Genomic DNA, 13,061 nt, shown 5'->3' on the forward strand with positions numbered 1-13,061 from the left:
ATGGACGCAAATACGTATTCTCTACTGCAACACTACTGGTGGTTCCTGATCTCTCTGCTCGGTGCCCTTCTGGTACTCCTCCTTTTCGTACAGGGTGGACAGTCTTTCCTTTTCAGCTTGGGAAAGGACAAAATCACTCAACGGATGATGGTAAACTCAACAGGACGCAAATGGGAGTTTACATTCACTACACTGGTTACTTTTGGTGGCGCATTTTTTGCCTCTTTTCCTCTTTTCTACTCGACCAGCTTTGGTGGGGCCTATTGGGTCTGGATGCTCATTCTTCTTTGCTTTGTCTTGCAAGCCGTATCATATGAATACCAACACAAACATGGCAATGTATGGGGTAGCCGTACTTACCAAATATTCCTCTTTATCAATGGGGTATTAGCCCCTATTTTGTTGGGAGCAGCTGTCTCAACTCTTTTCACCGGAGGGAACTTTCTGGTAGAAAAGAGCAATATTTTCTCTCTTGGAGCTGCCGGGCCTACCATCTCTCAATGGCAACCATACCATGGGGTCCAATTGCACGGTTTGGAGGCTATCCTTAACCCATGGAATTTAGTTCTCGGCCTTACAGTCTTTTTCCTGAGCCGAGTATCGGCTTTGCTCTACTTCATCAACAACATTGATGATAACGACCTTTTCCATGCAGCCAAACGCAGATTGTGGTTCAATGCCGGGGCTTTCCTGATCCTCTTCCTTGCCTATGTGGGATACCTACTCACTGCTCCGGGTTACACTTATGATGCAAGTGGCTTGATCTCACCAGAAGCAAATAAATACAGGAACAACCTAATTACCCTCTGGCCGGTATTCATACTCTTTTTGACTGGAGTTTTACTTGTCCTTTTCGGCATTTTTGCAACACTCCTACGAAAAGCCTACAAGAAAGGGATCTGGTTTGAAGGTGTGGGAGTCGTTCTGACCATCTTGGCCCTGTTACTGATAGCAGGATGGAATAATACAGCCTACTACCCCTCTCTGTTTAATATGCAAAGTTCTCTAACCATAGCGAACAGCTCTTCCAGCCCATTCACACTCAAGGTAATGAGCTACGTTTCTATTCTGATACCTTTTGTTCTGGCCTACATCGTATACACATGGAGAGCGATAGACCTGCACAAGATAGACCGGGATGAGATGACGCAAGGTGGGCATATCTACTGAGAATCCCTAATACCGCTGGTTACATACAAAACTGTGGAATAAAGAACGAAAGACTGTGGCAACATCCTTTGTCACTATGGTCTTTCGTTCTTTGATAAGCAGAATGTGCGATGTCCAAGTTTGGCACAAAATATTGCTCAATTGCAAAAAGCTACTATCTTTGCAGCGCAGTTAGAGGTACGGCGAGATAGCTCAGCTGGTTAGAGCGCATGATTCATAATCATGAGGTCCCCGGTTCAATCCCGGGTCTCGCTACGAAAAAGAAAGTAAAACCATCTCGGACATTGGGTTTCGGGGTGGTTTTGTTCTTAATTAAGAGAGCGACTCATCCCATCTTGTTTTCAGTTCGCACTTCTGAACGAAATGAGATTTCTATTTGAAAATAAAATCTGATAAACAGTAATGAGGGCTGTGACAAAATGGCTACCTTTACAGCCGAGTTCATCCTCGGATTTATAAGTTTGGCAGATGTACGATACAGACTATCATAGTCCGGTGCTTCTTAGAGAGAGCCTGGATGCGCTTGTGCTCAATCCAGAAGGCATTTATGTGGATGTTACTTATGGAGGAGGAGGACACTCCAAGGGGATTCTCTCTCGTCTATCGAATGCAGGCCGAGTATTGGGGTTCGACCAAGATCCGGATGCTCGTGCCAATGCAAGTGAAGACCCTCGGTTTACATTTGTAGCTTCTAATTTTCGCTATCTCTATCATTTTGTTGATTACTATGGGTTAGTAGGACAGATAGATGGAATTTTGGCCGACTTGGGAGTATCCTCCCACCAATTTGACACGGCCGAGCGAGGGTTCAGCTTTCGCACAGAGGAGTCTACGCCAGATATGCGTATGAACAGCCGATCCGGGATGTCTGCCTCAACTCTCTTGCAGTCTTATGACGAAGAACACTTGGCCAATATATTCTACCGATATGGGGAATTGCGTAATGCTCGGCAAATAGCCCGACGGATTGTCACAGCTCGACAATCGGGAGAGACTTTCGGTTCCATAGCAAGTCTGAAGCACGTTATAGAGCAAGAGATTGATCCGCGCAAAGAAAAAAAGCAATGGGCTTGCATTTTTCAAGCTCTGCGGATAGAGGTAAATGATGAGCTGTCAGCACTGGAAGAAATGCTCCGGGCTGCGGTACGGGTTTTGAAACCTGGAGGTAGGCTTGCTGTCATCACCTATCATTCATTGGAGGATAGGATTGTGAAAAACTTTTTCCGCTCCAGCAACCAAACGGACAAACTCTCCGAGATGATATACGGACATACCAATGCTATCTGGGAACCAATCACTCGCAAACCTATCGTACCCGGAATGGCAGAACAGGAGAGCAATCCACGATCTCGGTCGGCCGGGTTGAGGGTAGCAGCAAAGAGATAATACGGCATGCAAGATCAAGACAAGGACATAGTACAGGGGACAGAAAGGGATGCTGTGGAGCTACTTCGTTCTCTCAAGGAGCGGGGGGATAGTGATCCTTCCGACATAGATGCTTATTGGTCTTGCCAAGAAGATGAGACCGAGATTAGCCTCTCACGGGAAGAGTCAGAGACTACCTCCGGAGAAGGATCTCAGGCTATAGAGATCTCCTCTGCCTCTACTCAAGAAAGAGAAAGGGATCTTTCTTCCTCTGAAGAAAAAAAAGATACACCAATACAGAATGAAAAAGGTGACACTCCTCTCAAAAAAGATAGGATCTCCTTTTGGCGGTTGTTAAGTGCTGGAGGGTTGAACCCAGAACAAATCAGAAGACCGAGTTTTTTACTGCTTGAAATCATTCTCTTCGCTCTCATCGGCGTAGCGAACCGTTACCACAGTATCAATCAGATAAAAGAAATAGGAGATTTGGAGAAGCGTCTCAAGGATGTTCACAATATGGCTCTTTTTAAGCGAGCTGCTGTACGTGAATCCGATCGCCAGCAATATATCCTTAAGGCGATAGAACAGGAAGGGCTTAGTTTGACTCCCGCACAGACTCCTCCTATTGTACTGTATCGAGAGCTTGAACCCGAGGAGAAAAAGAAGAAATAGATATGGCAAGGAAGCTGAATAGTCGCCCTGAATTGAACTCTTCCGCCAGATACCGCCTCTGGGGAGGGGTGATGGTTATTGCCGTGTTAGTCGTCCTCTGGCGTGTCTTGGTTACGATGTATCAAGACGGAGAGGAATGGAGACATATTGGGGAATCTCTACACCGTCCTCAAGAAGAGAATATCTACCCCTATCGAGGTACGATCTATTCTGCCGATGGAGAAGAATTGGCCATCACAGCTCCTCATTATCGGCTGTATATGGATTTCCAGGCTGAAGCCTTCAAGCAACTGGATCACAAATCCGCTATGCTGCTGCTTGATTCACTGTCACTTGTCCTTTCCGAAAAACTGTCGACCCCAGAAGAACTGATCAAAGCCAGCTACCTGAAAGCACAGTGGATCAAAGGATATAAGAAAAAGAGTCGCAGTTGCCTACTCGTAAACAAAGATATTTCTTACCTCGACGTCAAGGAGATGTATGCAGCTCCTCCTTTTCGTGACAAGGAAAATCATTCGAATCGGGCTTTGACACACAGTATAGTGAAGGTAGACCGAGCCAAACGCATCAACCCCTACGGGTCCTTGGGTAGGCGTACCATAGGATCAGTTTATGCCGAAGTAACAGGCGGACTAACACGGGGAAAAGGGGGCCTGGAATTAGCATTCGACAGTTTGCTCCGGGGAGAACTGGGGAAAGTTCTACGATTGTACAATGCAGGTCGTGTAACTCTCAACACTATCAGAGAGCCCAAGCCTGGAGCCAATGTCCACAGCACATTAGACATGCGTAAACAGGCTATCGTAGAACATGAGCTTCGTTCCTCTCTGGAGTTAGCAGAGGCGGAAAGCGGCACAGCCGTTTTGATGGAAGTTGCGACAGGGAAGATACTCGCCATATCCAATCTGGGGAGGTTGAAATCAGGAGCCTACGCCGAGACACAGAATTTTGCTGTGTCTGACCTTTCCGAACCAGGCTCTACGTTCAAAACAGTTTCGATGCTGATTGCCTTAGACCAAGGACTTTGTACTCCGGAAGATACTGTGGATGTGGGAAATGGAATTTGGCAAGTGGGTAACAGAAGACTCATGGACTGGACGGTGGGTAAACGTGCCGGATTGGGGCGCATCTCCTATGCTGAGGCAATGCACCAATCAAGTAATGTGGGCATAGCCAAACTGATACAGAAAAATTTCAAGGATCGTCCCAAAGCCTATGTGCAGAGTGTTCGCAAAATGGGTCTCTGCGACAACTTCGATTTGGACATTCCAGGAGCTGCCAAACATGCAATTGTGCGTTTCCCCGAAGAAGGAGCCTATTGGAGTGCCACGACCCTACCTTGGATGGCTCACGGATACGAGACACAAATCCCTCCTATATCTACCCTAGCCTTCTACAATGCTATAGCCAATGGAGGGCGATTCATGAAACCCTACTTTGTGAACAAAGTGGTCTCCCCCAATGGAGAGATTTTGATCGAGAACTCCCCAACTGTTTTGCACGAATCCATTGCTTCTGAGCAGGCAATTATGCAGATCAAAGACATTTTACGAGGAGTCGTGACATCGGGCACAGCAAAGCGAGGGGCTTTGAGTGATAAGGTTGCCCTCTGTGGAAAAACAGGTACAGCAGTACTGGGAAATGCTCGCTCGGGTTACAGTGAACGCAATTATCAAATCTCTTTTGCCGGTTTTTTCCCCTACGAAGCTCCTAAATATTCAATGATTGTGGTTGTACGCAAACCTCATGTGCCGGAATATCGCTCTGCCGGTATCTCTTGTGGAGGAGTTATGAAACGAGTAGCCGAGACAATCATGTCTATAGAGAGCCGTCTGCCAATAGACTCGATGCATATTGCATCTGGGATGAAAATCCCCCACATTCAATCAGGCAAGCGGGACGTCGTGCTAGCCTCTTTGTCAACAGCCGGCCTATCTGAACGAATGACAAAAAAACCACCTAAGACTCGCTTTGTGCAGGTGAAACAATCCGGCAAGCAGATTGAACTTCATTCGACTAGGCCATACAGCCGCGGTGTGGTCCCCGATCTGGTCGGGATGTCTCCATCGGATGCCGTTTATGCTTTAGCCGGATGTGGTTTCCGATCTGTACTTCACGGCTTCGGCCCAGTGTTCTCGCAATCAATTCCTGCGGGTAGCCGGGCTGCAATTGGTCAAAAAGTGCATTTGTACCTGACTCATAGATCCACAATGTCAGGAAGTAAAGAGGAGTCAAAGCTCCAATCCGAACAGAAAAACAAAACAAAAAAAGAATAACACCTCTCCCTGTCTATGACTCTTAGAGAACTCATACAAGATCTCTCCCCCTTGCACATGGAGGGAAATTCAGACTGCAATGTCAATGCTGTGTGTATCGACTCCCGCCAAGTGAAAAAAGGAGATGTCTTTATTGCTCTCCGCGGCACACAAGCTGATGGACATTTGTATGTAGACAAGGCGATTGCAGCAGGAGCTTCAGCTGTAGTTGTGGAGTCTATGCCCGACAAATTTGTTGCTGGGGTATGTTATGTACAGTTGACAAACACTTCTTCGGCTGCAGGGCTGATGTCCTCACGTCTACAGGGCAATCCCTCCACCAAGATGCGGATAGTAGGTGTAACCGGAACCAACGGAAAAACGACAATTGCAACCCTCCTCTATCGTTGTTTCAAACAAAGAGGATACAAAGTGGGTCTGCTCAGCACTGTATGCAACTACATAGATGAGGAAATCATCCCATCAACTCATACAACTCCCAATGCTGTTGCCCTGCAAGCCCTTTTGGCTCGTATGAAGACTGTGGGTTGCTCACATGTGTTCATGGAAGTTAGCTCACATGCCGTTGATCAGCAACGTATCGCTGGGATAGATTTCGATGGAGCCATATTTACTAATCTCACCCGGGATCACCTCGATTACCACGAAACCATGCAAAAGTATATTGAGGCAAAAAAGGGATTTTTTGACAACCTAAAACCCGAGGCTTTCGCTCTTGTCAATGTGGATGACAAAAGAGGGGCAGTAATGCTACAGAATTGTGCAGCTCGGCACTATTGCTACGCCCTAAAGCAGGATGCCGACTACAGAGCCAAAGTAATAGCCCTGCATCCTGATGCTACCGATGTTGTGATTGATGGCCAAGAGATTACTCTCAGGCTGGTAGGCGATTTTAACGTCTATAACGCGCTTGCCGTATACGCAGCAAGTCGTCTTCTGGGTATGAGTAGAGAAGAGGCTGCCACTAGTCTTTCTGCATTAGAACCTGTTTCTGGACGTTTTCAGACAATATCCTCTCACCGAGGATATACTGCTGTAGTCGATTATGCCCATACCCCAGATGCTCTGGTCAATGTACTGAGTACCCTGCGAACACTAATGCAGGGGAAAGGGCAACTGATCTGTGTGGTGGGTGCCGGAGGCGACAGAGATCGAGGCAAAAGACCGGTCATGGCCAGAGAAGCAGCATCACTCTCTGACCGACTGATCCTGACCTCTGATAACCCACGAAGCGAAAAACCAGAAGACATAATCGAGGAAATGAAACAAGGACTCGATTCGGACTCTCTGGCTCGCACACTTTCTATTTTGGATAGAGCCGAGGCCATCCGCACAGCTTGTATGCTAGCCCAACCTTCAGACTTTGTCCTTGTGGCAGGTAAAGGGCACGAGACCTATCAGGAGATAGACGGAAAGCGAAATCACTTTGATGATAGAGAAGTACTGCGGGAGTTTATGGATAATCAGTAATCCCTCTCAAAACAAGATAATGATATGCTATACCACCTCTTCGACTGGCTCGAACAATTTTCTTTTCCTGGAGCTCGATTAGGGCTGTATGTCTCCTTTAGGGCTTCTCTTGCTCTGATTGTAGCATTACTCATCTCCACCATCATAGGGAACAAAATTATTCGTCGCCTACAACGGTTGCAAATTGGGGAAACCATAAGAGACCTGGGATTAGAAGGACAGCTTAGCAAAAAAGGAACACCTACAATGGGAGGGATTATTATTATCATTTCCATCCTGCTACCAGTGCTTCTACTCTCTCGTCTCGACAATGTCTACATTCTGTTGATGATCATATCAACCCTGTTACTCGGCATTCTCGGCTTTATGGATGACTACATCAAGGTATTTAAGAAAAACAAAGAAGGTCTTCATGGGCGGTACAAAATCTACGCACAAGTCGGGTTGGGAATGATTGTCGGGCTAGTACTTTACCTTAGTCCGGCTGTGGTGATAAAAGAAAATTCGGAACTGATGCGGGATGGCAATATCGAGCATGTCTCTTTTGCTTCCTCCGAGACCAAATCGACCAAGACAACCATCCCTTTTGTAAAGAACAACAACTTCGATTATGCGGATTTGATCCCTTTTAAGGGGGAGGCTAAGCGTGTTGGGTCTTGGCTGCTTTTTGTCCTGGTGACAATATTTATTGTGACTCTCATTTCCAATTGTGTCAATCTTACGGACGGACTAGATGGATTAGCCTCTGGCTCTTCTGCTATTGTCGGAGTCGTATTGGGTATTTTTGCCTATGTATCCTCGCATATAGGGATGGCTTCCTACCTCAATATTATGTTTATTCCCGGGGCAGAAGAACTTACTGTGTTTGCCATGGCCTTCGTGGGAGCTACAATTGGTTTTTTGTGGTACAACGCTTATCCGGCACAAGTTTTCATGGGAGATACCGGTAGTCTTACCATTGGAGGGATTATTGCTGTATTTGCAATCATAATACGCAAAGAGATGCTGCTCCCAATTCTTTGTGGTGTTTTCATTGCCGAAGGACTATCAGTGATACTACAAGTAGCCTACTTCAAGTATACCAAACACAGATACGGCAATGGTAGACGCATATTCAAGATGACTCCTCTACACCACCACTTTCAAAAACCAGGACGAGCCGGCATAGAAGCTCGTATACAGCAACCTCTTTCGCCTCTGCCTGAATCGAAAATTACGGTCCGTTTTTGGTTGATTGGACTGATATTAGCAGCTGTTACAATAGCAACACTCAAAATGAGATAGGATAAAGAATTATGAATAGCAAACCAGAAAAACCTTTTGATATAGTAGTTCTCGGTGCTGGAGAGAGTGGTGTAGGAGCTGCTATCCTGGCCAATAAACACGGACTTTCGGTCTTTGTTTCGGATTACGGTCAGATAGCTCCTAGACATCAGGAGGAGCTAGCTATGTATGGGATCCCTTATGAACAAGGGAGACACTCGCTGGAGCTTATTTGCCACAGCTTGGAAGTAGTCAAAAGTCCAGGAGTGGCAGAGACGACCCCAGTGATGAAAGCCGTTCGTAAAGCTGGCATATCTGTGATTTCAGAGATAGAGCTAGCAGCACGTTATACAGATGCCTATATGATTGGGATCTCTGGCAGTAATGGCAAGACAACAACGACAATGTGGCTTCATCATGCTTTGAGATCGGCTGGATTGGATGTCGGTCTGGCTGGGAATATCGGTTTCAGTCTGGCTCGGCAAGTTGCCTATGAACCACACCAATATTATGTGATAGAACTTAGTAGCTTCCAATTGGATGATATGTATAAGTTCAAAGCCAATATCGCCATCCTGCTCAACATCACTCCCGACCACTTGGATCGGTATAACCATAGATTCGACCTCTATGCCGAAGCCAAAATGCGTATTATTCAGAACATGGGACCAAAAGAGAGCTTCATCTACTGGGCAGATGATCCTTATGTAAATCGCAGAGTGAAAGAATTGGCTCCCGATATTCAACTCCTGCCATTCTCTATCAGCAGGAACGAGGGTGAGGTATCGGCTTTTCTCAATGACAAAGATGAATTGGAGGTCAAGAAGAATGGGGAAGCAATATTCTGCATCAAACGATCCGAATTAGCTCTACCAGGGGCACATAACCTACAGAATGCCATGGCTGTGGCTTTGGCAGCCTCTGTAGTGGGCATCTCCAACGAATCCCTCTACCAAGCCCTACATGTCTTTAGAAATGTTCCTCACAGACTAGAGTTTGTACGTTCACTCAAAGATGTTCGCTATGTCAATGATTCCAAAGCAACCAACATACAATCTACAGTGGCAGCTCTGGAAAGTATGACAACCCCCATCGTCCTCATTCTTGGAGGGACGGACAAAGGAAATGACTATAGTGTAATAGAGGAGGCCGTGAAAGAAAAGGCCATCGGATTAGTCTTTCTCGGTGTAGATAACGACAAGCTGCACAAAGCCTTTGATGGAAAGGTGGCACAGATAGCAGATGCTCGTTCCATGCCCGAGGCCGTCCGAAAGGCAACCGAAATGGCTCGCCCCGGTTCAACAGTTCTACTCTCTCCTTGTTGCGCCAGTTTTGACTTGTTTAGCAATTACGAAGACCGAGGAGACCAATTCAGAGCTTGTGCCCTGGCAATGAGCTAAACACCTATAGACAAAGCAAGAGAATCATGAGAGCATTCCCTCCTTTCCGCAGTAAAGCCACAACGAGTCTGACCGACTTTTCTCAGGACAGAAAAGAGTCGCACCTCAAGCTAAAGAAGCTCCCCGGGGATTGGCGTTTATGGTGGATTTATATAGGATTGATGCTTATCTCTTTGGTAGAAGTGTACAGTGCTACTAGTACATTGACCTATAAGGGGGATTCTTCACTGCCTCCTATTATAGTTCACTTCTTTTTCCAGCTTGTCTCTGCTGCTATTGTCTTTTTTGGGACCAAACATTACAGTGCTTACTTCTTAGACCACCCAAGGCTCTTCAAGGGAGGGCTTATTCTCATATACCTTTTGGGTATTTTCTCTCAGCTGTTACTCTTCATTGGATTTGGAGTAGAAATAAATGGGGCTGTGCGCTGGGTCAAATTGGGCCCGATTGTCTTCCAACCATCAGAAATTATACGTCTAGGGCTGATCTGCATGGGTGCTCATTTTCTGGTGAATTGTAGGGAAGATAGGAGAAAGCAGATAGCTTTTTGGATTTTCATGATTTTCCCTCTTTTGCTGATCGTCAAATCCAACATGTCCACTTTCCTCATGCTATTGCTCTTCACATTCCTCTATGCCTGGGTAGGCCGTATGCCTAACCGGGTTTTACTCAAGGCTTGTGGTGCAGCAACAGCTCTCATCATTCTGGCCTTTCTTGCAGTAGTAAGCCTTCCAGAACAGACTATCGCCAAGATTGTACCACGTGCTACTACATGGAAGTCACGTATCAGCATTCATTTGTCCTCTTCTGACTCTACATCTGTACACCTGACCGAAGCTCAACGAGACTCCATGAGGTATGTGATCAACGACGATAATTTTCAAGAGCAGCATGCTAGGATTGCTATTGCCATGGGCAAGGGACCTATCGGAGGACTTCTGGGGCGTGGCCCGGGCAACAGTATAGAAAGAGATATCCTCCCTCAGGCTTTTTCGGACTACATATACACAATCATCATAGAGGAGTGGGGCCTGATAGGAGCTTTTGTAGTGCCTTTCTTGTACCTGATTTTCTTCTTCCGTCTCGGGGAGATAGGTATATCTTGCCGGAGTAAATACAACCGGATGGTACTCCAAGGTATTGGACTGCTCTATGTGCTACAAGCAATACTTCACTTCATGGTGGCTGTGGGAATTGGTCCGGTGACGGGACAGACCCTGCCTTTGGTAAGCCGAGGAGGGACCTCATACATCATTACCAGTATAGCTTTCGGCTTGGCTATCCTTATCTCTGCCATGGAAGAAGAGCGAAGGAGAAGGGAAAAGAATAAGGAGGGAACAGGCTCTTGTATGACACTGCTTGATAGTTCGAGGGAGGAAATCGAGGAATAAGAATTTGCAGAAGAAAGAAAATAATGAAACGAATAATCATTAGCGGAGGAGGCACCGGAGGACATATCTTTCCTGCCATAGCTATTGCCGATACGATCACTAAGAGATACCCCGAAGCGCAGATCCTTTTCGTAGGAGCCGAAGGGCGAATGGAGATGGAAAGAGTTCCGAGAGCTGGCTATGAGATTGTCGGCCTTCCGATCAAAGGGCTGGATCGCAAACATCTTCTCAAGAACTTCAAAGTAGGTATTGATATGCTTCGTAGCTTGAGCCTTGCCAGCAACACAATCAGACGATTCAAGCCAGAAGTGGTAGTGGGTGTAGGAGGATACGCCAGTGCTCCGACTCTGAAAGCTGCCCAAATGTTAGGCATCCCAACTTTGATCCAAGAGCAAAATAGCTATGCCGGGGTGACAAACAAGTTTTTGAGCAAAAAGGTGAAGCGCATCTGTGTGGCCTATCCCGAGATGGAGCGCTTCTTCCCTGCCGACAAGATAATACTCACCGGCAATCCCATTCGTCCAGAGATCGAGATACTCCAAGGAAATCGACAAGAGGCTCTACAATACTTTGGATTGTCACAAGATTCTTCCAAAATCTTATTGGTGATAGGGGGGAGTTTGGGTGCTCGCACAATCAATCTTGCTATCGCACGAGCTTTGCCAAGCATCGCTCAAGCTGGAGTTACTCTCATTTGGCAAACAGGCAAAGAGTATATACAGCAAATGCGGAAAGAAGTAGCAGCCGTATCAGGACTCAAAGTGTATATATCCGATTTTATCGATAGAATGGATCATGCCTATACATTGGCTGATTTGGTTGTATCTCGCGCTGGGGCCAGCTCGGTGTCAGAATTGTGTCTCTTGGGTAAGGCTTCCATACTGGTTCCCTCACCAAATGTAGCAGAGGATCATCAGACGAAAAATGCAAAGGCTCTGTCTTCGCGCAATGCGACTGTGTTAATTACAGACAAAGAAGCTCCAGAGCTATTAGGCAAGACTGCTCTGGATTTACTTGCTGACGCAGAACAATTGTCTCGCCTTTCCGAATCAGCTTTATCTCTGGCACACCGGAAAGCAGCCGATCGCATTGTGGATGAGATTGAACGGGTACTCCTGATCCAAAATAAACCTGAACAAAAGAACCTACCAAACGTAAGTAAGTAATGTATAACTTTCGATGTGTGAAACAACCCTTCGCAACACAATGTAACAACATATCTCCCAAACATTACGTCCATTGCTATCAAATAATACAGAGAGAAATCTCATGAAGATGCAGGAATAGCTTCTTCATAGAGTCTCTTCGCTCTCCTACCTAAGACAGAGGAGCTGAGCAATGTGAATGTAATTTTCTCCTGTAGAGACCTTTGCACAGCAATTTGCCTGTATTCATCTGTTAATTCACTGTATAATAGGGAATTATTTCCTATAAGTGAGTACTGAAAACAGAATAATATTCTTCCCATGGCATACCAATCCAAGAACACCGATGAGCATGTAACATTTGCAGACGCACTCCTTTCAAAGCGTTATCGCAAAGCACAAAACGACTTCCTCAATCAGATTGACAGGCTTGTTGATTGGCGTCCGATTCGGACGCCAATCAACAAGAAATACACGAAGCGACAAAATGCCATCGGTGCTCCTGCTTATGATGAGATTCTCTTATTCAAGATGTTGCTCCTGGAGATATGGTATAACCTCAGTGATTGTGCTCTGGAGGAGCGTATCAATGATTCAATCACTTTTTCCCGATTCTTGGGCTTGAAAATGGAAGAGGTTTCTCCCGACCACAGCACCATCAGTCGATTTCGTTCGGCACTGACCGAACTGGGGGCCTGATGGAAAAACTTTTGGTGCAGTTTAATAAGCAACTTTCCCTCCATCACATTTCAATAAGGGAAGGGATGCTTGTCGATGCAAGCCTTGTGCAGACGCCATATAAACCCAATGGAAGCATTACGATTGAAGTCGCAGACGATAGGGAAGACAATCGGAGCGAGCAGGAAAAAGAGGCGGAGGAGGATTATCAAAAACAGCTTGTCCGTCAGC

The 13,061-nt window shown here is 46.2% G+C and carries 9 protein-coding genes, 1 tRNA gene and 1 pseudogene; all 11 read left to right on the plus strand.

Going from position 1 to position 13,061, the window contains the following annotated elements; genetic code table 11:
- On the plus strand, positions 1-1,170 hold the full coding sequence (locus B5D48_RS08490; protein ID WP_023936639.1) for a cytochrome d ubiquinol oxidase subunit II: 1,170 nt from the start codon (positions 1-3) through the stop codon (positions 1,168-1,170).
- Between the two features lie 181 nt (positions 1,171-1,351).
- Positions 1,352-1,425, plus strand: a tRNA-Met gene (locus B5D48_RS08495).
- A 213-nt stretch (positions 1,426-1,638) separates the two neighbouring features.
- Positions 1,639-2,556, plus strand: a complete 918-nt coding sequence (rsmH, locus tag B5D48_RS08500) for a 16S rRNA (cytosine(1402)-N(4))-methyltransferase RsmH (RefSeq protein WP_023936641.1) — start codon at positions 1,639-1,641, stop codon at positions 2,554-2,556.
- A gap of 6 nt (positions 2,557-2,562) precedes the next feature.
- Positions 2,563-3,207 carry an FtsL-like putative cell division protein gene (locus tag B5D48_RS08505; protein ID WP_023936643.1) on the plus strand — a complete coding sequence of 215 codons (645 nt, stop codon included), beginning with the start codon at positions 2,563-2,565 and terminating at the stop codon, positions 3,205-3,207.
- 2 nt (positions 3,208-3,209) lie between these two features.
- Entirely contained in the window at positions 3,210-5,483 is a 2,274-nt protein-coding gene (locus B5D48_RS08510; protein WP_023936645.1) for a penicillin-binding transpeptidase domain-containing protein, read from the plus strand.
- A gap of 15 nt (positions 5,484-5,498) precedes the next feature.
- Positions 5,499-6,953, plus strand: coding sequence for a UDP-N-acetylmuramoyl-L-alanyl-D-glutamate--2,6-diaminopimelate ligase (locus tag B5D48_RS08515; RefSeq protein ID WP_023936646.1), 1,455 nt, complete (start codon positions 5,499-5,501; stop codon positions 6,951-6,953).
- 24 nt (positions 6,954-6,977) lie between these two features.
- Positions 6,978-8,237, plus strand: coding sequence for a phospho-N-acetylmuramoyl-pentapeptide-transferase (mraY, locus tag B5D48_RS08520; RefSeq protein WP_023936648.1), 1,260 nt, complete (start codon positions 6,978-6,980; stop codon positions 8,235-8,237).
- A gap of 11 nt (positions 8,238-8,248) precedes the next feature.
- Positions 8,249-9,616, plus strand: a complete 1,368-nt coding sequence (murD, locus tag B5D48_RS08525) for a UDP-N-acetylmuramoyl-L-alanine--D-glutamate ligase (protein WP_023936649.1) — start codon at positions 8,249-8,251, stop codon at positions 9,614-9,616.
- Between the two features lie 26 nt (positions 9,617-9,642).
- On the plus strand, positions 9,643-11,007 hold the full coding sequence (locus B5D48_RS08530; RefSeq protein ID WP_023936650.1) for an FtsW/RodA/SpoVE family cell cycle protein: 1,365 nt from the start codon (positions 9,643-9,645) through the stop codon (positions 11,005-11,007).
- A 23-nt stretch (positions 11,008-11,030) separates the two neighbouring features.
- The gene (murG, locus tag B5D48_RS08535; protein ID WP_023936651.1) at positions 11,031-12,173 is read left to right on the plus strand and encodes an undecaprenyldiphospho-muramoylpentapeptide beta-N-acetylglucosaminyltransferase; all 1,143 of its coding nucleotides are present in this window, start codon (positions 11,031-11,033) and stop codon (positions 12,171-12,173) included.
- A gap of 300 nt (positions 12,174-12,473) precedes the next feature.
- A pseudogene (locus B5D48_RS08540) lies at positions 12,474-13,061 on the plus strand (transposase); the annotation flags it as partial.

The sequence above is a fragment of the Porphyromonas crevioricanis genome, assembly GCF_900167225.1.
GTDB lineage: Bacteria > Bacteroidota > Bacteroidia > Bacteroidales > Porphyromonadaceae > Porphyromonas > Porphyromonas crevioricanis.

What these genes read in the sequence shown, in the direction of transcription:
- B5D48_RS08490 (WP_023936639.1), top strand. Translation starts at nt 1, where the DNA reads ATGGACGCAAATACGTATTCTCTACTGCAACACTACTGGTGGTTCCTG.
- rsmH (WP_023936641.1), top strand. Translation starts at nt 1,639, where the DNA reads ATGTACGATACAGACTATCATAGTCCGGTGCTTCTTAGAGAGAGCCTG.
- B5D48_RS08505 (WP_023936643.1), top strand. Translation starts at nt 2,563, where the DNA reads ATGCAAGATCAAGACAAGGACATAGTACAGGGGACAGAAAGGGATGCT.
- B5D48_RS08510 (WP_023936645.1), top strand. Translation starts at nt 3,210, where the DNA reads ATGGCAAGGAAGCTGAATAGTCGCCCTGAATTGAACTCTTCCGCCAGA.
- B5D48_RS08515 (WP_023936646.1), top strand. Translation starts at nt 5,499, where the DNA reads ATGACTCTTAGAGAACTCATACAAGATCTCTCCCCCTTGCACATGGAG.
- mraY (WP_023936648.1), top strand. Translation starts at nt 6,978, where the DNA reads ATGCTATACCACCTCTTCGACTGGCTCGAACAATTTTCTTTTCCTGGA.
- murD (WP_023936649.1), top strand. Translation starts at nt 8,249, where the DNA reads ATGAATAGCAAACCAGAAAAACCTTTTGATATAGTAGTTCTCGGTGCT.
- B5D48_RS08530 (WP_023936650.1), top strand. Translation starts at nt 9,643, where the DNA reads ATGAGAGCATTCCCTCCTTTCCGCAGTAAAGCCACAACGAGTCTGACC.
- murG (WP_023936651.1), top strand. Translation starts at nt 11,031, where the DNA reads ATGAAACGAATAATCATTAGCGGAGGAGGCACCGGAGGACATATCTTT.